The organism is Spirosoma sp. KUDC1026, from assembly GCF_013375035.1.
Taxonomy (GTDB): domain Bacteria; phylum Bacteroidota; class Bacteroidia; order Cytophagales; family Spirosomataceae; genus Spirosoma.
On record NZ_CP056032.1, the window covers coordinates 5,019,090 to 5,040,691 of the forward strand.

Sequence of the window (21,602 nt, forward strand, 5' to 3'; positions counted from 1 at the left end):
TGTGTTTTATTTGTGTAAGTTTATCAAGACGTCACAAAGGCTTTCTTCCAGCGTCCTATGAGAGTACAGAAATTAGATCTGAATACGACCAGCCTACTAGCTAGTGCTGCCGGAGTTGGCACAGTTGGCGGGGCAATCTTTGGCGTTCCGGGTGCCATTGTCGGCATGGCTTTAGGGTTTGGCCTGGGTTACTGGTCAGAAATCAACAATTCGGAGAAACAGCATCAGAAAAACACTGAAAAACATAAAGCCCGATCTTAACTTGTATTCGTTAGACGATCTTCGCGCCATGTTGACAACAGCCCCGATTGATGTATCAGTCGGGGCTGTTACTATTGAGGCCTACCTAGTTACTCACTCGATCAAGAAGAAAACTAACGAGATTAACCTGGACCAACATCATTACTGTATTTAGTAGCGCTTTCTCCATTCTTCCGGGCGCTTCTGTTATGCTGGCGGGTTTTGTTAAGACCAACCTCGGCATTGAGCAATCTTACTTTTTTATCGGAGGGTTCGCGGTTATCTACATTGGCATTCAGGAAATCGTAAAAAATTCAAGGCTATCGATCAGGCTACCTAAAACAATTCAGATTACAGCTCGCTGAATTGCGTTAGGATGCTTGGATCGTTCAGAATCCACAACTAATCTGTGTATTCAAATCTCCTGCCCTTCTCTGGTTTCATTATGTGTTCCAGTATTATTGCGGCTCGTCTTGCTTAAACAGGAATGAGCTCAACAAACCCAGTACAAGCACCACTAACCCAAAAGCACCACTTCGAAATTCTGGACGGTCTTCGGGGAATTGCAGCGGTGGCCGTGGTGATCTTCCATTTTATGGAGTTCATTGCCCCCGATTATCATGATAATTTCATCGCCCACGCTTACCTGGCCGTCGACTTCTTTTTCTGCCTGTCGGGCTTTGTCATTGCTTATGCGTATGACCAGAAACTATCTGCGCTCGGCATTATTCCGTTCCTGAAACTCCGGCTGATCCGGCTCCATCCGCTGGTCGTTATTGGCTCTGTGATTGGTTTACTAACGTTTGTTTTCGATCCGTTCAGCAAGCTTTACCAGGCATATAGCGGCAAACTGGTCCCCATGTTTGTTGCTTCCTGTTTGATGATCCCCTACCCTCTGGTGCACGAACGGTACTATAATATTTTTCACCTGAACCCGCCTACCTGGTCGCTGTTCTGGGAGTACGTAGCCAATGGGCTCTATGCTCTACTCCTGATCAGGATATCCAACAAAGTCTTGTGGATTCTAACCATCATAGCGGCTGGCTGTCTGATCTACGAAGCCCGTCACTCCACGAATCTGGGGGTTGGGTTTGGGGGAGACAATGTTATTGGCGGAGGCTTCAGGGCGTTCTTTTCGTTCTTCGCCGGTGTGCTTGTGTATCGCTCCGGGTGGGTTATTACCTCCCGTCTTGATTTTGTGGCGATGGCTATCCTGTTGCTGATCGCCTTCCTGATTCCCTTCTCAAAATCAGTCAACTGGTTTGTCGATCCAGGAATCGCTATCTTCTACTTCCCGTTCCTGATTGCCCTGGGAGCAGGAGCCAGACCCAGGGCGGCACTGGCCAGAATCTGCAGGTTTTCCGGTGATATCTCCTACCCGCTTTACATGACCCATTACCCCTTTCTGTGGATTGTGTATAGTTACATGCAGGTAAATAAACCGCCTATCTCCCAGCTGGTCATTATTACCATCGCGGGTACTATACTTCTGATTATCAACGCATACCTAATTATGCGCTTTCTGGACATACCCATCCGTGACTACTTAAAAAAGGGACTCACAAAAACGCCGTAGCCTTTTTTGTAAGTCCCTTAATTCAGAGTCCAGTTGAAAACTGTTCTATTCATTACTGATTGACGTCTCCTCTATCGTTTGCCAACCCCGGCATTCTCGGACACTTCGCCCGCGAAACCGGCCCAATCGATGTTATCAACACCCTTGGCAACGGTCGCAGTCAGTTGCTGATGAACGACCTGAGCAAACGGCATCGGCACCAGCGATTTCTGGGCTTCATCCAGTACCAGGCAGATATCTTTGCGAATCAGGGCCGGGGCCGCGCCAACAGGTTCGTACACCTCCTCGGCGACCATTTTGCCGTAGTTTTTGTAGACCGGCGAGTTGAACAGTGTATCGGTGAAGAACGTCCAGACGGCGGTGCGATCGATACCATTTTTCTCCGCCAGCGTGAACGCTTCGGCCATAGCTTCGATGGCGCATCCCAGCATGAAATTGCCGGACAGTTTCACGACATTGGCCGCACCCGGATCCTCACCAAAGTCGTATATCCCCTGCCCGATCTGGTCCAGCAGCGGACGAACTTTAGTTTTGGCAGCCCCGTCACCGGAAATGGTCAGCCAGAGTTTAGCCGCGGCAGCCGCGTCGGGCTTGCCAAACACCGGGCAGGCTACGTAGATTGTTCCCCGCTGCTGGTGCAGGTCAGCCAGTTGCCGGGCGGTATCCGGTGCAATCGTGCTGCACGATACGTGAACAGCCCCCTCCGGCAGCCGGTCCAGAAAACCAAACTCCCCCGTTGCGACTTCGCGCAACGCGGCATCGTCGGTCAGCATCGTAAACACGACGTCGGCGTTCTCGGCAGCTTCGGCGGGCGTAGCTGCCCACTGAGCACCGGCTTCCATTAACGTATCGGCCTTTTCTTTTGTCCGGTTAAATACGGTCAGCTGGTGCCCACCTTTAAGCAGGTTATGCGCAATGGCCTGACCCATATTGCCCAGGCCGATGAATGCAATCGTCATACGCGTTTATTTGGGCTGGTGATAGATCAGGAGCGGCACGTCCGATTTTTCGACCAGCGCGCTCACCTTGTTCGGATGCAGCAGGCTATCCAGAAAACCACCGGCCGGATAGAGTTGCATCACAACCAGATCGGCGTTATTGTGCTCCAGTTTATCTTCCGTCAGTACCACCAGAGTTGCTCCAAACATATCAATCAACCAATCGGTTTGCTGCGCTACGTCGCTCTGGCTGGTCTTGGGCTGCATAGCGTAGGCAATGGTTCTTACCTCGGCCGGGCGTACGGCCTGGCTATCGTCCGTCATCGGAATAATCAACACCGGGCAGGTAGCCCCTTCCGCCACATCCGACACAGCGCTACCCGCCAGCCGGTCGAAGAATGTGCTTAGATCGCTGCGACCCATGACAATCAGGTCCGACTGCAGCACACGCGCGGTTTCCAGGATCTCGTCCTCAATTGCCCCAATGCGCCACTCAGCTTTAACCGAATACCCTTCAGCGATCAGCTTCGTTTCCAGATCCACCAGTTGCTGGCGGCCAATATCTTCCAGTTCCAGTGCCGTCAGCGTTCCCAGACCAGGATCACCAACCGTGGGCAGGGTCGTGTCGGGAACAACGGGTTGATATACGTGCAGCAACGTAATGGTTGCGCCCGTTTGTTTAGCAAACAACCGAACCCAGTCCAGGGCTGCGGTCGTATGCGTAGAGAAATCCGTAGGGAAAAGCAAGCTTGTCATTCGTGCGTGAATCTTGATGTATCTGCATCAACAAATAAAACGGCCAACGTTCCCGATTTTCACCAAGTTTCTTGGCTCTCCAGCCAGTTGCTTAGCCCCGCTGACCTGGCTTAATTCGTTTCCTGCCCGGTCTGTTCCGGCTATCTATAGTTGGCTAACCAGTCGCTAAATGGCGATCGTATCCTGCCTGAACCAACGCTTCGTAGGCAGCCCATACCTCTTGCGGGATCGGTTGCGGTATCTGAAAACCCAGCTTCGGATAAAGCTGTATTCGCTGCAGGTCACCAACCATGATATTGATTACATCGTCGGGCGTCAGGGCAGAGTTGGTATACCGCCCCAAATAGTCATCGAATGAATCCTGGGGAGAGGTAACCAGTACGTCTTTTTGCGGCCACACTTTCCTAAACGTAGCAAAGCTCCGACGTTCCATGTATGGCTTCTGAACCACGATAAAACGCTCCGCGTCTAACCGGCGCTGTTCTAGTAGCTGCCGGGAAAACAGTACGTTCTCGCCCGTATTACTGGATCGGTCCTCAATCAGGATCTGCTGGTCGGGGACGCCCATGTCCCGCGCAATTTGTGCGAATAATTCGGCTTCGGGCTTCGACCACATATGCCGGGTAATGACACCCAGTCCGCCGGAAAACATAAGTAAGGGCGCCCAGCCTTCCAGAAATAACTCGGCTCCCCGCTCGGCCACCCGAAGGTCGTGACTACAGAGTACTAAGATAACATCGGCTTTGGTCAGTGTATGGTTCAGACGATGGTAATCCCACAGGGTGAGTGCCAGCTGGCGTATGTAATCAGTCATTTTACGTAGTGCTGATCTGAATGTATAACTAATTCAGTTGGCGTGAGCACCCAGGTACAGGAACCAACGTTGGTTTATGGCCGCCTGGAAGAGCCGAAAATTACCACTTATTTCCCGTCTGTTATGGACGACTTGGCCTAAAAACCGACGTTTCCACGATGTAGACAGCAGGATGTCTAGTTTCCGTTCAAATCACGCTCACCTTCTGGTATCTGAAGACCTGATACAACGATCCGCTGATACGCTCAATGTAACACGATCGGCTATCTGGTTATACTTAAGCGGAATAAAGAGCGTCGAAAGCAGTAGTCAGAGGATATTATCAAACAATAGTGAACTGAATGGCTCCTTATTAACCTTTTTGCTGATAAACAAGAAAGGTCCTGCTCGCAAAACTCGCGTCAGTTGATCCGTGTTAAACGGCGAGAAAGGTCACCTAGTTTACCGTCAAACTTTATTCCTGACGTAGCTAGTATGGGTACACATATACACTCGAATACACCAGTTTCTCGACTATTACGGTTTCGACTGTCTTTTCAGCCGTTTATCCACTACCTGAAGAAAAACAGGCCGGAAGCAGGCTCGTCCCGCCTGATGTCGGACCTGGTCGACTACCTCATCAACCGGCTAATGCCGTTCCCGGATTTCAGCCAGACCGACAGTCCGCCCGCTGATGCTGAACGCCTGAAAGAGATCTTTGAGCTGATCGCGTTCAGTATTCTGCCCATGACCCGCGTCCAGGCAGACATAGCCTATGCCTTCGGCCTGCCAGACCCGATTCATATCCTGCACCGGTCGCCGGCCTTCGAACGGATGGTCCGTGATTCACCGGATTTACTCAGGGAGATCAAGGCCGATATTGACCCAGTAGATCACCTGCGATTCGGCTACCGGCAGATTCTGGAGAAAGCCTACCACGTACAGGGTTTCGGCAACGACACGGCTTTCTTTACGTTTCAGAAACGGGTAGATGGGCTGACGAAATTTTACCGGACTCACATCGACACCACCTTCATTACGCTGCACTGGGAAGGAGAGCTCCCCCCCCTGCAGGAGGCCTGGGTAAATTTTGCCTGGGGCCTGCGGCAAACCGTTGATGACCTGCCCACTTCCCTTCCCCTGGAGCACTTTACCGGCGAAGGCTTTGGTTTTTTCTGGATCGAAGATGTTACCGAGTCGGAAACAATCCAGCAGTTGCGCGAGGTCTTTACGCATCTGCAGTCGGATACAGAGCCTATCGTCTACAGTCGGTTCGAGAGCGGCCTGCGCAACTACTTGTTCCAGCCCGATCTACAGGTCGGTTTGTTTCCGCTGGTGCAGATCAACGACCACCTGGTTCATGCGCCTGACTTCACCCGACGCAGTATTTTTTTTAAACACGCTGGCGAAAGGCTGGAGTTTGAAACGTTGCAGCGCCTGAAGCCGTGTATGGGGAAAAAGCCCCTGCCGATTATTGTTCCTTCACTGGCAGACATTCCAGCCGACGGGATGCCGATTGATCGTCCGCACAACATTCAGAGCTTTATTCTGTACCCGATCATAGCGGGTGACAATATTCTGGGCGTACTTGAAATTGGCAGCCCGCACGCTAATGCGCTGAACGAGCAGACCGAATACAAGCTGGAAGCCATCGTGCCCCTGGTTCGGGAGCTGCTACTGTACCAGCGGAATCAGTTTATGGGTCGGATACAGGCAACCATCCGCAATCAGTTTACATCCCTGCAACCCGCTGTGGAATGGAAGTTCTACGAGGCAGCCTGGAGTTACCTGCGCGACAACGAAAAACAGTTACCCGCCATTCATTTCCCCGACGTGTTTCCGCTGTACGGCGCTATCGATATTCGCAACTCGTCGTCGGAACGAAATAACGCCATCCAGCAGGACCTTGTTCAGCAGTTGGCAGCCGTCGATGCGCTGCTGGCCATTCAGGACCAGGCCGGCGATCCGAGTCAGTCCGATCCGCTGCGGCAGGACGTTCGGCAATGGCAGCATCAGGTCGCCAATGGACTAAGCCCCGATGCGGATGCGGACCTGACGTATTTTCTAACGCAGGAAGTGAGTACCTATCTGCAGCGTATTCAGGTCCCCCGCCCGGTCCTCCGGGAGAAAGTACAGGCCTATTTTACCCAGCTTGATCCCACGTCCGGTCTGTTCACCGAACACCTGCAGGCTTTTGAACAAAGCCATGCCTGGCTGAATGCTACGCTGGAAGAGTATCTCGACAGCCAGCAGAAAAACCTGCAGGCCATTTACCCAAACTATTTCGAGAAGTTTCGCACAGACGGGATGGAATATACGCTCTATGCCGGGCAATCCATTGCCCCCCAGAAGCCATTCAGCGAAGAGGATCTGCAGCACCTCCGGCGGTGGCAGTTGGTGTCTATGGTGGAGATGGCGCAGCTGTCTCACCGCATACAGCCGCATCTGTCCCTACCGCTGCGGACCACCCAGCTTATTCTGGTACACAAACGCCCTGTCACCATCGGCTTCCGCCGGAACGAGCGCCGGTTCGACGTAGAAGGGTCGTACAGTATCCGATACGAAGTCATCAAAAAGCGGATTGACAAAGCCAGTATCAAGGGCTCAACCGAACGACTCACCAAACCTGACACGATTGCCCTGGTGTATGCCAACAAACGGGAACTGGCGGATTACCTGCCGATTATCGATGAGTTGCAGCAGACAGGCCGGTTAGGGACGGCGCTGGAATACCTGGACCTGGAACCCCTGCAGGGCATTACCCGGCTTAAGGCAGTACGATTAGCCATTAACTACGCGGCATGAAACACCTGTTTACGCGCACCGGTAGCCTGTTGCTAGGGCTTCTGACCGTTTTAGTCGGGCCTATGTTAGCGCAACCCGTACCGCCCGATTCCGTCAAACATCGGCTGATTCTCATTGGCGACGCCGGTCGGCTGTTCAAGGGCAGAAACCCCGTTGTAGATGCCGTCTCGGCCCGCTACAACCTGGACAACAGCCGTACAACGCTGCTTTACCTGGGGGATAACGTGTATCCCCACGGTTTGGAAGACGAAAGCCATCCGGACTATGACTCCCTCACCACCATCCTCGGATATCAGGCCCGGCCAGGATTGGCCAATCCTGGCCGGACTAATCCTGGCCGGGCCCAGCCTGGAGTTGGTAAGCAGTCGAACGTACTGTTTATTCCGGGTAACCACGACTGGGGCAAAGGCAAACCCGACGGCTGGGAGAAGATCAGGCGGCAGGGTCATTGGCTGGATAGCCTGCACGCGCCCAATATCCGACTGCTTCCCGCTGAAGGTTGTCCCGGTCCGGAAGTTGTTCCGCTGGATAATAACCTGCTGCTGGTAATCATCGACACGCAGTGGTGGCTGCATCCCTACGAAAAGCCCGGCCCGGACTCGGATTGTGCCTGCAAAACCGAGGATGAGGTGCTGACCCGCTTGACTGATATTATTCAGCAAAACAAGGACAAAGGCATTGTGCTGGCTACCCACCAGCCCTTCCGCAGCTACGGCATTCATGGCGGGTATTACACCATCAAACAGCACATCTTTCCGCTGACCGATTTCAACGCCCACCTCTACATTCCCCTGCCCGTTATCGGGTCCATTTACCCGATTGCCCGTGGGGTGTTTGGCAATATTCAGGATCTGCCGAACCCAACCTACCAGGACATGATTCGGCGGATGGAAGCCGCCGTATCGGCAGCCCCGAACGTCCTGTTTGTGTCAGGACACGATCATGCCCTGCAGCATATTGTCGACAAAGGTCGGTCGTATATCATCAGTGGATCGGGCATTAACCGGGAGCGGGTAAAGAACGGCAAACTGGCTCGATTCGTGAGTGGCGAGTGGGGCTACGTCGTCGTCGACCACCTGACGAATGGACGGGTACGGGCTACGTTCTACACCGTCGACGAAGCGGCCAAAGCAACGCCCGTCTACACGACCGATATTTTCACCGTATCACCTACTAAAGAGAGGCAGACGGGTCAGGTGGCTTCGCCTTCCTTTCCAGACAGCGTGCGGGTGGCCGTAGCTCCGGCTTATGACAGCGTGGGTCGTTTTCACCGCTGGCTGCTGGGCGACAATTACCGGCGCCAGTGGGCCACGCCGGTTACCTTTCCGGTATTCAAGCTGACACAGACCAACGGCGGTTTTGCGATTCTCCAGCGGGGCGGTGGTCAGCAAACCAAGTCGCTGCGACTCGAAGACAAAGCCGGTCGGGAGTGGGTGTTACGGACAGTGCAGAAAGCCCCCGATCAGGCGCTGCCGGATTACTTGCGCCAGACCATTGCCAGCACCATCCTACAGGATCAGATCTCGGCGGCTAATCCGTACGCGCCCCTAGCTGTTCCCACCCTGGCTACGGCGGCCCAGGTACCGCACGCTACCCCGATCTACTGTTTCATTCCAGATGATCCAGCGCTGGGCGAGTACCGGGCCGATTTTGCCAATACCGTCTGCATCCTGGAAGAGCGTAATCCGGGCGAGGGTAAAAGCATCAGCACGCCCAAGGTCGTCGACGCGCTCGAAGAAGACAATGATAACCAAATCAATCAGCGGGCGGTGCTGCGCGCCCGGCTGCTGGATCTGTTCATTGGCGACTGGGACCGCCACGAGGACCAGTGGCGCTGGGAAAGTCGGAAAGCGGGCAAGGGACGGATTTATACCCCCGTTCCCCGCGACCGGGATCAGGTCTTTTTCAAGGGCGAAGGGCCGCTGATCAAAATAGCCGGTCTGCCATGGATACAGCCCAAGTTTCAGGGATTCCGGTCGAAGCTTCCTAACGTGAACGGCTTCATGTACAACGCCCGCTACTTCGACCGCCTGTTTCTGGCTGGTCTGAGCAGCGAGGACTGGCTCGAAACCATCGCCGACTTTCAGCAGGCAATGACCGACTCCGTTCTGCAGCGCGCCATGCAGCAGTTTCCACCCGCCATCCGGCAGCAAACCGGCGAGGAGATTCTGCAAACGCTGAAAGCACGCCGGTCTGACATGATGGAATACGGCATGACGTATTACCGGTTTCTGTCCAGAACCGTTGACATTCCCGGCACCGACAAGACCGAACGGTTTCGGGTCGTTCACCAGGACGACGATCATCTGATTGTTTCAGTATTCAAACTGAGTAAGAGCGGGGCGCAGGAACAGCGCTTATACAGCCGTGTGTTCGACGCAGCGACGACCGAAGAAGTCCGCCTGTACGGGCGGGGCGGCAACGATGAGTTTCTGATTAACGGCAACCAGCCCAGCCGCATCCGGGTCAGGATGATTGGGGGCGGGGGCAGCGATACGTTCCGGGTGGAGAGCCCGGCCCACCACCTGCGTCCGCTAACCGTTATCTACGACCGCTCGATGGAGAACAACGTGTTTCCGTCCAGTCAGCAGGCCGTCATTCACACCTCGGCCGACAAAGCTATCAATCAATACGACCCGCACTCGTTCAAATACGACCGACTGGTTCCGCAGCTCACGGCCGCGTACAACATCGACGACGGCGTTCTGCTGGGTGCTGGCCTGAGCTTGACCAAACAAGGCTTTCGAAAAGCGCCCTTTGCCGCTCAGCACAAACTGCTCATCGGCCATGCGCTGGCTACCAACGCTACGTTCTTTCGGTATGACGGCATCCTGACCGACCTGATCGGCAAAACGGACCTCTGGCTGCATGCCGACCTGCGGGCGCCCAACAATACCCAGAATTTCTTCGGGGTCGGTAACGAAACAGACTTCGACCGGTCGCGCCGGATTCGGCACTACCGCACCCGGTTTAACTTATACACCGTGGCGGCTTTACTGAAACGTCCGCTGGGGCAACACGCTCAGGTGGCCGTTGGTCCTGTTTTTCAGTTTTTCAGTCTGGAGGAGGACAATAACCGGGGCCGGTTTATTGAAACTTACCTGAATCAGCTCCCTGAGCGAACATCATTCATTGACCGGGAAGGGTACGCCGGATACCGGGTTAACTTCCTGATCGACAACCGTAACAATCCAGACATACCAACGCGGGGACTATACTGGGACACAAACCTGCAGGGTCTGCAGGCCCTGAGCGAATTAGGCCCCCAACTGACCCAGCTCTCGACCGATCTGCGGGTGTATTCCAGTTTCAGCAAAGCCGCCCGTTTCGTCGTTGCCAATCGGATTGGGGGGGGCGCTACGTTTGGCGACTCCCCGTTTTATCAGTTGCAGTTTCTGGGCGGCCGTTCGAACCTGCGCGGCTTCCGAAACTACCGCTTTGCGGGAAACAGTCTGGTTTACCATAACATCGACCTGCGGGTCAAGCTGTTCGACTTTAGTTCATTTCTGTTTCCGGGCAGCGTTGGCATGACCTTTTTCAACGACATCGGCCGGGTGTGGGCCAAAGGCGAGCGCTCGGCCCAGTGGCATGATGGCTACGGCTTCGGTCTGTATGTCACCCCGATACAACTGCTGGTGCTGAACGGATCCGTCGCGTTTTCAAAAGAGAACACATTAGCTTACTTTTCCCTGGGGTATCGTTTTTAGCCCGGTAACCTGTAACCGAGATTATCATGAACAAGGGCCTTCTTCAGCGTATCGAAGCATACGTAACACAGTTGTTCGGCGAGAGTGCTAGCCCGCTCCCCTACCACTCGCTGGCGCACACGCGGGACGTTGTCAGGGCGGCCAAAACGCTGGCGGATCATTACCGGCTCAGCGACGAGCTTTATCTGGCGGTTATGACGGCCGCCTGGTTTCACGATACGGGTTACGTACTGGCCAGACCCGAGCAGCATGAAGAAAAAAGCGCGGAGATAGCCGCTGAATTTCTACGCGAGAATACGGCTTCCACAGCGTTGATCGAGAAGGTACAGCAGTGTATTCTGGCGACTCGAATGCCGCAGTCACCGATCGATCTGCCGGAGGAAATTATCTGCGACGCCGATCTGTTTCACCTCGGCAATGCCGATTATAAGGAACGTAGTAAGCAGCTGCGGACGGAACTGGAGCAGCTGAAAGGCCACGACATTCCGGGGAAGGCATGGCGTCAGGGGAACATTGATTTCCTGAAAAATCACCGCTACTTCACCGACTACGCCCGAACGATTCAGGACGCCGGGAAAGCCGACAATCTGCGTCAGCTGGAGGATAAGAAGGCCGAGAAAGAACAGAAGTCGTCACCGGCTCCGGCTACGCCCCAGCCCATCGAAGCGAATCAAAGTCAGCCCAAAAGCGAGAAGAAAAACAAGGACAGTAAGCCGGACCGGGGGGTCGAAACGATGTTCCGAACGACCTCCACGAATCACCTGCGCCTGAGCGAGATTGCCGATAGTAAAGCCAACATCATGATCTCGGTTAACTCCATCATGATTTCGGTCGTGGTGTCGGTTCTGTCACACCGGCTGGAAGAAAATCCCCACCTGGTGTTACCCACGACGCTGTTCCTGATCACCTCACTGATGACCATCATTTTTGCGATTCTGGCGACGCGCCCCAACGTAACCAGGGGCACGTTCAGCAAAGAAGATATTCAGCATCAGAAAGCGAACCTGCTCTTCTTCGGCAATTTCTACAACATGAGCTTGGAAGAGTACGAAATGGGCATCAACGCCATGATGAACGACAGCGAATTTCTGTACGGCAGTATGACCCGAGACATCTACTACCTGGGTGTAGTGCTGGGGCGGAAGTACAAGCTACTGCGCATTACCTACAATATTTTCATGTTTGGCTTTATCGTATCGGTACTGGCCTTCCTCGCCGTTTTTCTGATATACGATTAATAGTTTTTGTTTATGCGTCAGTTACCAACACTACGTTTTTCGCTTCGTTTTCTGGGATTATTTGTGCTGTCAGGCCAGATGATTGGTTCGGCACTGGCCCAGGATAGTACGGCGACGGTGTTATCCACAGACAGTCTAATTGTCAAAAAATCCATTTTCCAGCGGGGCATCATTGGCCGCATCGCGACGGATGGGGTGAACGTCTTTAGTACGATCGGGCGCACCTACGCCCAGCCAGTCCACTGGCAGAAACGGGACTTTCTCCGGCTCGGTGGAACCCTGGCCATTTCGGCCTCGGCGCTGCTGGTTGAAAAGCAGCTCTTTTCGTTCATGGAGCGCAACCACACCCCAGCCCTTGATCGATTACAGGAAGTGGGGTTTACGCTGGGCAGACCTCAGCTAAATTACCCGATTATGCTGGCCCTCTGGGGCAGTGGGGTCGTGTTCAACAACGACTGGCTCCGCGATACGGGAATTATGGTGATCGCGTCCGTCACTACGTCGGGAATCATTCAGACCATTTCCAAGGAAGTCGTCGGACGTCCGCGTCCGCAGGCGGGTGAGGGGAACCTCCTTTTGAAACCCTTTGGCGGTCCGTCTTACCACTCGTTTCCATCCGGGCACGCTACGTTATCGACCGCTACATTCTGGATACTGGCCCATCAGGTCAAGCCTGTGCCCCTGAAAATCGTCTTTTACGCCCTCCCGGTCATTACGGGAGCCTCCCGTGTCTATGTCGGTGCGCACTGGCTGTCTGACGTATTACTGGGAACGGCTCTGGGCGTGGCTTGCGCGGAAAGCGTCATCCGGCTTTACCCCAAAATCAAGGCGAACCGCAATCGGTCAATCAGCGTACTTCCGGGTCTGAACAGCGCCAGAATTACGGTGAGGCTTTAGCACAGTTACCCGCAGACGAAGCGAGTGATATCAGGATACGTACCAGCTATTAAAACACCGGATGTTTTTTTACATAACTCTTCTCCTGATTTCGTAGAGCAACGTTTGTCATAATATCATTCTCATGCTTTTTCATCGTCACCCGAAACCAATCACGAGCGGGGATAAATCGCTCGGAATGAAACTCCAACCGAATAAATAGATCGTCGGAAGGTTCCCGATCTCCGGAAAGTAACTGACTCAATTTGCTCTTATGGATAGACAATTCAGCCGCTATTTCATTTTTCTTTTTCGGCTGTAACTCCACATAAGACTTCAGGAAGTAAGCGAAACTCTTTTGGGGGTCAAACTTATCTTCCTTGATATAATCTTCAATCTGAAATTTCAGTTGCAGTAGCTTTCCACGTAATTTCTCAACGTCGGTCAGATTGGCTCTCCGCTTCTGAAGAGCAACCGCTAATTCTTCATCGGCCTGCTGCTGCTCCTTACCGTTCATCTGATCTGGAAAGAAGAAACCATCTACTACTTCTTCAGGAGCTATCGTATTAAGGTTCATTATCGATGTAGGTTTGTATAAGATCATAGAGATTGCTGCCGTCCAGATACAATTGCCGACCCGCTGCTGCCATGTTGTATTTTACCTGATAATGCCGGGCCAAGGTCGTCTTAGGTATCAATGATACTGCCGCTTCAGCACCATATTTTCTTAACGACAACCGGCACGCCCAAGCAATCAGACAGCCCGCAATCCGATCATACTGTTTACTGGACCCAACGTTATCTATCCGGCTGGCAATCAGTTTAATTTCTAACCGGCTTTCCGATGGGTAGTCAATCAACGCTAGTACGCCAAGTATCTCTTTGCTGTCCTCCAACCTCAATTTTCACAGGTCGGCCTCCTCAATACCTCTCCAGTTAAAAGAGAAGTCCTTTTGGGTTAGCTTTTTCGCATCACTGACCGTTACTAACTCAATAACAGCCCTAACGGCTTTCGGTGGATCTGTAGCCGTATCCAGTAGGTACATACTGTGTCTTTTTCACGAATTTACAAAAATTGTAAATTTTATTCAAGTCTGTAAATTTTCAACAATCGCCTGTAGCCCTAAAAGCAAAACGGCACTATATCCGTTTTGTCTGGATGTAGTGCCGATCATGTATATTATGACTTTACAGATTCGGAGATGTCTTACTGGGAGCAATCACGGCGGTTCCAATCTTGGTTCCTTTGCTACTTCGTTCGGGTTCCATTACCTGAAATGATAAGCTCGTTCCACTAACAAAATCAGTCTAAAACTGGTAGCTCACATAGACTGCATGCAGGGGTTCAGCAAATAGTATATGAGTACGGGCGAAGTAACTTCCAACGTTATCAATGCTTCCGTTCTGATCCTGGAATTGATAAACTAAGTGACTTTCTAGAGTGAAGCTAACGTGATTGCCAACATAATAACGTCCACCAACAAAACCCGCAACTCCAAAACTGGTATCGTTCTGACGGGTTACTACTATTCCAGTGGTAGTTGATTTTGTTCTAGCTGTCCTATAGCTAAAATAAGGCTCAAGACCATAGAGGACGGAAAAGTGACCGTACATTTTTTGCCGTTCAAAGCCTAAAGCTAGTTTAATACTAGAGTCTTTGGCATCAGCTCCTGAACCTCCTGGTCCTGACACGAATCGAGGTAATAGCTTAAACCGTAGCGCCTGGCGACCATTTTCTGTTTGAAAGTTCCGTTTAACGATATAACCAAACGCATCTTTCGACTTATCAGCAAGCGGAAGCAAATCAATACCAATTTCCCACTTGTAAAACGGTACAGCCTTCAGGCTAGTCATGGGCTCGGCACTTTCTTGAGCCGATGAAACGAATGGGAGTAGAAGAACTGATACTAAGAAAAGAGCTTTTCTCATTGAGGCAAAATTGATATATGTGGATTTGTATTAACCCCCTGAATGGCTGGACAAAATTGCAAAAACAGTTTAGTCCTTTTAAGTAATTAGACAAAATTAGGTTAATACAAGTATGTTTCGGTTCTTCGCTTTAAAAACAAGCTAGCTTTGGGAAAACCGCGCACTATCGAACTCCAACCCGCCGAACGGCAAGCCCTTGAACAAGCGTTTCGCAGCGACACCTCCCATGCCTTTCGCCAACGTTGCCAGATCGTCTTGTTCAAAAGTGAGGGCCGTACCTCCAAAGAAGTTGCTCAACTCGTTAAACAGCACTATGTCTCGGTCAATGCCTGGTTAAACCGTTATCAACAAGCGGGACTCAACGGCCTGCGGACCAAACCCGGACGAGGGCGTAAAGCCCTGCTTGACAAGCAAACCGATGCCACTTTAGTACGACAGGTAGTGCAGAACGAACGGCAGCGACTGAATCAGGCTAAAGCGCAGATTGAGTCTCGAACGGGTCGTTCCATGAGCCTAAAGACCTTGCAACGCTTTTTAAAAAACTTGACGGTTCTTACCGACGCATCAGACTGAGACCCAAAAGCAAACCAAATGCTGAGTTGTACCAGGTTCGTTACGAGGCTCTTAGCTTGCTGGAAGAGCAAAGTCAGGCCGGAGTTATTGACCTCTTTTACGGCGATGAATCCAGCGTCAGCGAAGAAGGATACGTGCCCTACGGTTGGCAGTTTAAAGATGAATCGGTGCATATTGAGGTCGCAAAGGGCCAACGGCTGAATTGTTTTGGGATGATTTCGCGCCAGAATCAGTTGCACTATGCGACCACAAATGGCTCTATTACATCAGCTTTTGTCGTCAACCAGTTAGAAGAACTGTCTTGGCGGCTGTCCAAACCAACGGTAATCGTACTCGATAACGCCCGGATTCATACGTCCGATAAAGTTCGCCAACGGCTTGGAGACTGGCACCAACGGGGCTTATACCTGTTCTATCTGCCGCCTTACAGCCCCCATTTGAACTTGGCTGAACGACTTTGGAAAGAGCTGAAAGCGCGTTGGTTACGGCCTGAAGATTATCAGACCAGTAACACGTTGTTTTATGCCGTCTGGTTAGCATTAGCCGCTGTGGGTCAGGAATTGTTCATTCGATTCAGCGATTTTTAGTCAAACTAATTTTGTCGCATTACTTACATTCAGATACCATGAGCAAAGTAAGGCGGAGTTTTACTCCCGAAGACCGCTACTCCATCGTCCAGGAAGCCATCCGTAACGGCCATTCCGAGACTTCTCGCAAGTACAATTTATCCCCTTCGTTGCTACGCAGGTGGCGATTGGAATATTTGAGCAAAGGCAAAGAAGGCCTGAAAGATTCCTATGCACGGGTTGATCCTCAACTGCGAGCACTCGAAGAGGAGAATGAACGCCTGAAGCGGATTGTGGCAAAACAAGCGTTGGAACTCGAGATCAAGAGTGAGCTTCTAAAAAAAACGCCTATTCTCTCCCGGAGAAGCTAGCACTCATAAAACAGTTCGAAAATCGAGTAAGTCGTACCCTGTTATGCCAGTGGTTTAGCGTGCCTCGGAGCGTGTCTTACTACCAACCTCAATCAGGTAGGCCTGGAGCACGACCCAGCCAGGTAACCATGAAGCTGGATGGATCGCGGGTAGACAATCAACTGGTAGTGAACAGTATTCGGCAATTGCTGGATATTGAGTTCAATGCTCTTGGCTATGAGTACATCACCCACGAGTTGAAAAAAGAATATTTGATCAACAAGAAAAAGGTGTATCGACTCATGCAAGAGCACAATTTACTGCTAGGCAAAGTAATCCGACCGACGGGCAAGCGGGAATTTGTTAAATTCAGACGAATTGTAGCGACCAAGCCCTTGGAATACCTGTGCTGGGATATCAAATACGTCTGGGTGCAAGGGGAACGGCGGAATTACTATCTGTTGAGCGTCATTGATGTTTATAGCCGTAAAATTCTGGACTGGCTGTTCCAAAGCAGTATTCGTCAGATCGACTTAATCAATCTTTTTCGACGAATAAACCAGAGTCATGAACTGAAGGGCGTCATTTTGCGCAATGATAACGGCAGTCAGTTCATTGCTCACTCGGTACGCAACTTTTTGAAAAGCTCGGAGATCAAGCAGGAGTTCACTCATGTGGCCACCCCTGAAGAGAACTCATACATTGAAGCTTTTCACAGCATTCTGGAACATGATGTGATTGAGCCTAATGTATTTGGTAGCTATTATGAGGCCAAAGAAATGTTAGGGCGTTATTTTTCCCATTACAATAATTATCGGTTGCACCGTTCGATTGGGTTTATAACACCCCAGCAAAAATGGGAAGAAGCACAAGTAACTTACGACACAACCTTTTCAGAAAATCTGTTCAGTTAATAGGGGGCTAAGACATTGTTAATTGTTTCTCTACATATTTCAGCCCCAGTGAGTCAGGCCTAATCCAATAATCGTATTCAGGTTTGAAAGCCTTCGCGTTCAACGCAAAACAGCAGAAAAGAAGAAGCGCGGGAATCCTCATATTATAGAGCTTCAGAGTTGCTAAAAGTGCTACGATACTGGTATGTCTCGAGTTAGCAATTTCTAACCAAAGACATTAGTCGTAGACTACTCTACCGGAAGATTTCTACCGGGTAAGTTAGTTGCCACTTTAGCCATCGGTAAGCACGTTCTAAAGCGGCTTCCCAGACAGCGTACAGAGCAATGGGTTTGCCCATTAGCCAGTCTTGCAACTCATCTTTGCCCTTCCGGAAATAACTTAGACTCTTGTAACCGTGACCTTTCAGGGGAATCAATCGCACCTTGCGGTGATAATGATGACCCGCCACCAGACAAAAACCAAAGGCCATGGCTACCAGACCAATCAATTTCTTTAGCTTATCAAGCGATTGTAAATGAGAAGACTCCAGATCGAATCCGCGCGCTTTAAGGCTTTGGAAAAGCGTCTCAATTGACCATCGACGACGATACAACCTACCTAACTCATGGGCGTCTGGACTACCAATCAAATACAGTATCTCGTGCTTATCGAGTTGTTTAAGATAGACGTTGACCCACTGCCCATCCACCAGTACGTGTTGATAAAACCGCTGTTTGTGCGCCACTAATAAGTCATCCACTAGCCAACATTCTCCGTTTCGCAACCGAATGGGGTGAGTTTTTGGCAAGCGAAGACAAAAAGGTATTTGCTTGTCGATGAGTACTTTAACCCACTTAGCTCCCACAAACTCTCGATCGGCTACCAGTAAACTGATCCGGGCCAGGCCCAATAAGTTAATAGTCTTTTCCAGCACATCGACTCGATCACTCACGGCGGAATTGCCGCTTTTGTTGTTGAGCAACTCCCAAAACAGAGGTACTGCGACCTCGCCACAGCGGGCTGTTATCATTAACACATTGACTTGACATTTGCCGAAATCCCATTCGGTACGGTCTAGGCAAAGCGTGATTCGGCCACGAGGGATGAACAAGGTCAGTAGTAGAGCAATTCGATCATAGTCAAAGCGGTAATCAGTCAAAAAGGCCTGAAGTCGTCGTTCATTAGCTTGATTGGATCGATGGCTATTGAAGCCTTTAGCGATCTGAGGTAATTGCACATTCTTGGCGTGGATGAGCCCCGTGACAGCCCCTACAAAACACTTTTGACGGGCCAGATTAGTGGCTAGCGGCACAAGATCAAAATTTTTTTACCTTTGTAAAGACCTCCGGGTTCATCAGAGAAAGCTGGTTTTGGTTGGTTTGAGCACCTCAAAATTCAGCTTTTTCTGCTTTTCAAACCAGCCCCATCTTTTTCTTCCGGTAGAGTAGTCGTAGACACACAAGTTGGGATTTATTTCGATTTATATCTACTAATCAGCCGTCTACAGTTTAACATCCGGTTACATTTTCACAATCGCTACTACTACCGTTCCCGTTTTGGCTGTACTCTGTTTACTGGCTCCGTCGATCTGGACGACGTACCAACTGGCCGAGTAGGTTCCGGCGGGTATTCTGTTACAATGAGTTTGATGCAATCAAATCACTTGTAATTCATCTGGAGTTTATCAACAGCCCCGTGCTTGCCAGCTGGCCCCAAGACGCTTATACCAGCCCGGGGCGCCCGATCCCAGCGGGGAAGAAATGATCCGTCAACCGGCTCCCGATTTATCAGCGAGAGGGCCCCATTCGGTTCACCCCAGCTGAACGTGTAATAGCGCCCCTGACGACTTTCTAGTTGCAAGGTAATCACCGACGTACCGGACTTGATAGATTGGGTATTCAGAACGGTACGTACTCCTTCTTTCACCTGCCACATCTCGACAGTACTATTTTTAACACCAACGCCCAGCGCATTATCGCTGTCGCCGTAGAGACATATACTCTGCAGTACGTCGCTCTGTGGACTGACATCCGCCGAAAGCGTATAGGTACCATCTTTAATCACCAGTCCCAGGAAGCTACCTACATTATTCGTCGCGCTCGCTACCTGTAGCTGGCCTTTCTGGATGGTGAAAGCAGGTTTCGGCAGACTAACATCCCACACCCACAATGGATCCGGTCCGGGCTGGCGAAAATCAACAAGCAAATTCTCGTTCCTGCGCTGGGCAATACCATACGGTGATTCAGCCTGGGCAGGTGTAGCGGAACCATACCGGAACGAAGGCCATTGACTTTTCTCGTCCCAGACGAGTTCGCTCAGGACGCCCTGACGACCCGTGAAGGTAAAATCCGTTCCGTTATAGGCGTGATGCAGATAGAAATAGCGGTTGTCCGGCGTTGTCACCACCGTACCGTGCCCAGGGCATTTCCAGCTTTCATCACTCGTCAGCACCGGATTGTTGGCGTATTTTTCCCAGGGGCCCTGCAGGTGTTCGGCGCGGGCCAGCCCTACCTGGTAATTGCAGCGGGAGCCGCAGCAGGCATTGCCCGAATAAAGCATGTAAAAATAACGGCCCCGTTTAAAAATTGCCTGTCCTTCGGCCCCGCCCGCTTCCCAAGTATTCGGTTCGGCTTTGAGCAGGGAGAAGTCCGTACCGATTACTTTAAGGCCGTCCGCCGACAGTTCGGCGCCCAGAATTTCAATGGCTTTCCCCTTGTCGAGCCCATAGGCTTTCCAGGTGATGAACCGCTTTCCGTTGTCGTCGAGAACAAACGCATCAATGGCCTCGCTGGTCCATTCCAGCAATAGTCCATGATCTGTGAATCCCTTACGCAGATCGCGGGTAGTGGCGACACCGATATACGAGCGCTTATCCGATTTCCGTCGGGCGGTGTAATAGACGAAGAAGGTGTTATTATGGTAGACCAGCTCGGGCGCCCAATAGCTACCCATTGTCCAGGCTGGCAGTTTACTAAAGACCGGACCAACGTAAGTCCAGTTGACCAGATCAGTAGAGGTGTAGATCGGATAAGCGGGGCCCCATTCCGATGAGGTACCGACGGCATAGTACGTATCACCCACCCGAATAACGGACGGGTCGGCAAAATCGCCGGCGATCACCGGATTCTGGTAGGTGGTACGTGCGGCAGGTGGTTGATTAAGCGACTGAGCCAGGCCCTTCAGGCCGAGCAGACAAAGTATTACAACAGAGAAAAACTGAAGCATGGTAAACGAGCAGGGTAACAGACAGATTCGCCGGAACAGAATGGCCTCACGCAATAAATAGCATGAGGCCGTCATTTTTTACTGGTTTTACTTTGCCCCAGGCGCCGAGTTCATCTTCTCCACGGCCAACAACTGCCGCATTGTTTTCTCCATGCCTTCGGTGGAACCGTCCAGAAAGATGACGTTGCCCTTGCCGTTCTCGGCGAAGTGCTTGATGGCTTCGGTCCAGATGGAGAACAGGATCAGCGACGCATCCAGGTTGGCTTCGGTCATTACTTTCGCCGACTCGGCCATACCGCGGGCAACTTCCTCCCGGAACAGCGCGACGCCCTGCCCCCGCAGCTGGGAAGCCGTTTTTTCCGCTTCGGCCGAAATCTGGATGGCGTTCCCGTCAGCTTCGGCGGCTTTGGTTTTCGTGATGAGCAGGGCCTGCCCTTCGTTTTCGGCGGCTGCCCGCAGGTTGGAGGAAGCAACTACCTGCGCCATTGAGCGCATGATGACCTCGTCGAACGCAATGTCGTTCAGTTGCAGGTCCGTGAGGTGATAGCCCCAGCTTTCGAGCAGCGTATCGATCTGTGATTTGACGTGCTCGATGATTTCGGAGCGTAATGACAGAATTTCGGACTGGCGTTTGGTCGCCACAAAGCTCCGGATCGAGCCTTCAATAGTCCGCACCAGCGCCTGCATAAACGACGCTTCGTCAATGAATTTGAACGCTACGTTCTTGATCGTTTCTTCTTCCTGGTTCAGCACCGAGTACACCAGCATGGCCTTGAAATTGACGTTGGCCTGATCGGACGTAATGGCCTGGAACGCCAGCTCGACGGAGCGGTTCTGCACCGAAATCCGGCGGTAGATCACCTCAATAACTGGAATCTTAAAATTTAACCCCGGAGTCAGTACCCGGGCGTATTTACCAAAAATGGTAATGACGGCCACGGTTCCCTGCTGCACGATCACGATGGACAGGAAGCCGATGACCAGAATCAGCACAAGAAGTATTGTCAGGAAAGTCATTTGTTTAGGTCGATTTGGTAGTGAGACCAAAGCTATGTATCGCCCTGAATTTCCCGCACCTGAATCTGGATAAACGGCATAAAATCAGCCCGATTTTGTCCGTAGGGCTGACACTGTAA

General features: G+C 51.6%; 18 protein-coding genes. 10 read left to right on the plus strand and 8 right to left on the minus strand.

Annotated elements, in window-relative coordinates; genetic code table 11:
* The first annotated feature begins 57 nt into the window (after positions 1-57).
* The gene (locus HU175_RS21025) at positions 58-261 is read left to right on the plus strand and encodes a hypothetical protein (RefSeq protein ID WP_176568440.1); all 204 of its coding nucleotides are present in this window, start codon (positions 58-60) and stop codon (positions 259-261) included.
* Between the two features lie 466 nt (positions 262-727).
* A complete protein-coding gene (locus HU175_RS21030) occupies positions 728-1,816 on the plus strand; it encodes an acyltransferase family protein (protein WP_176568441.1) in 1,089 nt (362 codons plus the stop codon).
* A 71-nt stretch (positions 1,817-1,887) separates the two neighbouring features.
* Here the strand turns inward: HU175_RS21030 and HU175_RS21035 are convergent, their stop codons facing one another.
* The 3 genes from HU175_RS21035 to HU175_RS21045 all read right to left on the minus strand — a co-directional run bounded on the left by HU175_RS21035 (position 1,888) and on the right by HU175_RS21045 (position 4,324).
* Positions 1,888-2,775 (minus strand): NAD(P)-dependent oxidoreductase, encoded by an 888-nt coding sequence (locus HU175_RS21035; protein WP_176568442.1) that lies wholly within the window; start codon positions 2,773-2,775, stop codon positions 1,888-1,890.
* Between the two features lie 6 nt (positions 2,776-2,781).
* Positions 2,782-3,510 (minus strand): universal stress protein, encoded by a 729-nt coding sequence (locus HU175_RS21040; RefSeq protein WP_176568443.1) that lies wholly within the window; start codon positions 3,508-3,510, stop codon positions 2,782-2,784.
* A gap of 154 nt (positions 3,511-3,664) precedes the next feature.
* Positions 3,665-4,324 (minus strand): YdcF family protein, encoded by a 660-nt coding sequence (locus tag HU175_RS21045; protein WP_176568444.1) that lies wholly within the window; start codon positions 4,322-4,324, stop codon positions 3,665-3,667.
* Positions 4,325-4,798: 474 nt separating this feature from the next.
* Between HU175_RS21045 and HU175_RS21050 the strand changes: the two genes are divergently transcribed.
* The 4 genes from HU175_RS21050 to HU175_RS21065 are packed head-to-tail and all read left to right on the plus strand — an operon-like array spanning position 4,799 to position 12,950.
* Positions 4,799-7,108: a GAF domain-containing protein gene (locus HU175_RS21050; protein ID WP_176568445.1), complete on the plus strand. Its 2,310-nt coding sequence runs from the start codon at positions 4,799-4,801 to the stop codon at positions 7,106-7,108.
* Positions 7,105-10,815, plus strand: coding sequence for a BamA/TamA family outer membrane protein (locus HU175_RS21055; RefSeq protein ID WP_176568446.1), 3,711 nt, complete (start codon positions 7,105-7,107; stop codon positions 10,813-10,815). The genes HU175_RS21050 and HU175_RS21055 overlap by 4 nt, the downstream gene beginning before the upstream one ends.
* Positions 10,816-10,841: 26 nt before the next feature.
* On the plus strand, positions 10,842-12,053 hold the full coding sequence (locus HU175_RS21060; RefSeq protein WP_176568447.1) for a Pycsar system effector family protein: 1,212 nt from the start codon (positions 10,842-10,844) through the stop codon (positions 12,051-12,053).
* Between the two features lie 12 nt (positions 12,054-12,065).
* On the plus strand, positions 12,066-12,950 hold the full coding sequence (locus HU175_RS21065; protein WP_176568448.1) for a phosphatase PAP2 family protein: 885 nt from the start codon (positions 12,066-12,068) through the stop codon (positions 12,948-12,950).
* A gap of 49 nt (positions 12,951-12,999) precedes the next feature.
* On the opposite strand, the gene HU175_RS21070 is transcribed toward HU175_RS21065, so the two are convergent.
* Together HU175_RS21070 and HU175_RS21075 are read right to left on the minus strand one after the other, a co-directional pair.
* Entirely contained in the window at positions 13,000-13,506 is a 507-nt protein-coding gene (locus HU175_RS21070; RefSeq protein ID WP_176568449.1) for a hypothetical protein, read from the minus strand.
* 731 nt (positions 13,507-14,237) lie between these two features.
* A complete protein-coding gene (locus HU175_RS21075; RefSeq protein WP_176568450.1) occupies positions 14,238-14,858 on the minus strand; it encodes a hypothetical protein in 621 nt (206 codons plus the stop codon).
* A 147-nt stretch (positions 14,859-15,005) separates the two neighbouring features.
* Between HU175_RS21075 and HU175_RS21080 the strand changes: the two genes are divergently transcribed.
* Genes HU175_RS21080 through HU175_RS21095 form a run of 4 tightly spaced genes read left to right on the plus strand, consistent with a single transcriptional unit; the run spans position 15,006 to position 17,261 of the window.
* Positions 15,006-15,431 carry a helix-turn-helix domain-containing protein gene (locus tag HU175_RS21080; protein WP_176565871.1) on the plus strand — a complete coding sequence of 142 codons (426 nt, stop codon included), beginning with the start codon at positions 15,006-15,008 and terminating at the stop codon, positions 15,429-15,431.
* The gene (locus tag HU175_RS21085; RefSeq protein WP_228724426.1) at positions 15,428-16,018 is read left to right on the plus strand and encodes an IS630 family transposase; all 591 of its coding nucleotides are present in this window, start codon (positions 15,428-15,430) and stop codon (positions 16,016-16,018) included. Before HU175_RS21080 ends, HU175_RS21085 begins: the two co-directional genes overlap by 4 nt.
* A gap of 38 nt (positions 16,019-16,056) precedes the next feature.
* Positions 16,057-16,368, plus strand: a complete 312-nt coding sequence (locus HU175_RS21090) for a transposase (protein WP_176568451.1) — start codon at positions 16,057-16,059, stop codon at positions 16,366-16,368.
* A 38-nt stretch (positions 16,369-16,406) separates the two neighbouring features.
* A complete protein-coding gene (locus HU175_RS21095; RefSeq protein ID WP_255433138.1) occupies positions 16,407-17,261 on the plus strand; it encodes an IS3 family transposase in 855 nt (284 codons plus the stop codon).
* Between the two features lie 233 nt (positions 17,262-17,494).
* Here the strand turns inward: HU175_RS21095 and HU175_RS21100 are convergent, their stop codons facing one another.
* The 3 genes from HU175_RS21100 to HU175_RS21110 form a co-directional block, all read right to left on the minus strand.
* The gene (locus HU175_RS21100; protein ID WP_176565150.1) at positions 17,495-18,553 is read right to left on the minus strand and encodes an IS4 family transposase; all 1,059 of its coding nucleotides are present in this window, start codon (positions 18,551-18,553) and stop codon (positions 17,495-17,497) included.
* A gap of 347 nt (positions 18,554-18,900) precedes the next feature.
* Complete coding sequence (locus HU175_RS21105; protein WP_176568452.1) at positions 18,901-20,466, minus strand: glycoside hydrolase family 43 protein; 1,566 nt, start codon at positions 20,464-20,466, stop codon at positions 18,901-18,903.
* A gap of 87 nt (positions 20,467-20,553) precedes the next feature.
* A complete protein-coding gene (locus HU175_RS21110; RefSeq protein ID WP_176568453.1) occupies positions 20,554-21,483 on the minus strand; it encodes an SPFH domain-containing protein in 930 nt (309 codons plus the stop codon).
* Positions 21,484-21,602 lie beyond the last annotated feature (119 nt).

Bases quoted from the DNA above. Each gene is read 5' to 3' on its own strand.
- HU175_RS21035 (WP_176568442.1), bottom strand. From the start codon at position 2,775: ATGACGATTGCATTCATCGGCCTGGGCAATATGGGTCAGGCCATTGCG.
- HU175_RS21060 (WP_176568447.1), top strand. From the start codon at position 10,842: ATGAACAAGGGCCTTCTTCAGCGTATCGAAGCATACGTAACACAGTTG.
- HU175_RS21045 (WP_176568444.1), bottom strand. From the start codon at position 4,324: ATGACTGATTACATACGCCAGCTGGCACTCACCCTGTGGGATTACCAT.
- HU175_RS21065 (WP_176568448.1), top strand. From the start codon at position 12,066: ATGCGTCAGTTACCAACACTACGTTTTTCGCTTCGTTTTCTGGGATTA.
- HU175_RS21055 (WP_176568446.1), top strand. From the start codon at position 7,105: ATGAAACACCTGTTTACGCGCACCGGTAGCCTGTTGCTAGGGCTTCTG.
- HU175_RS21025 (WP_176568440.1), top strand. From the start codon at position 58: ATGAGAGTACAGAAATTAGATCTGAATACGACCAGCCTACTAGCTAGT.
- HU175_RS21050 (WP_176568445.1), top strand. From the start codon at position 4,799: ATGGGTACACATATACACTCGAATACACCAGTTTCTCGACTATTACGG.
- HU175_RS21070 (WP_176568449.1), bottom strand. From the start codon at position 13,506: ATGAACCTTAATACGATAGCTCCTGAAGAAGTAGTAGATGGTTTCTTC.
- HU175_RS21075 (WP_176568450.1), bottom strand. From the start codon at position 14,858: ATGAGAAAAGCTCTTTTCTTAGTATCAGTTCTTCTACTCCCATTCGTT.
- HU175_RS21090 (WP_176568451.1), top strand. From the start codon at position 16,057: ATGAGCAAAGTAAGGCGGAGTTTTACTCCCGAAGACCGCTACTCCATC.
- HU175_RS21105 (WP_176568452.1), bottom strand. From the start codon at position 20,466: ATGCTTCAGTTTTTCTCTGTTGTAATACTTTGTCTGCTCGGCCTGAAG.
- HU175_RS21040 (WP_176568443.1), bottom strand. From the start codon at position 3,510: ATGACAAGCTTGCTTTTCCCTACGGATTTCTCTACGCATACGACCGCA.
- HU175_RS21110 (WP_176568453.1), bottom strand. From the start codon at position 21,483: ATGACTTTCCTGACAATACTTCTTGTGCTGATTCTGGTCATCGGCTTC.
- HU175_RS21030 (WP_176568441.1), top strand. From the start codon at position 728: ATGAGCTCAACAAACCCAGTACAAGCACCACTAACCCAAAAGCACCAC.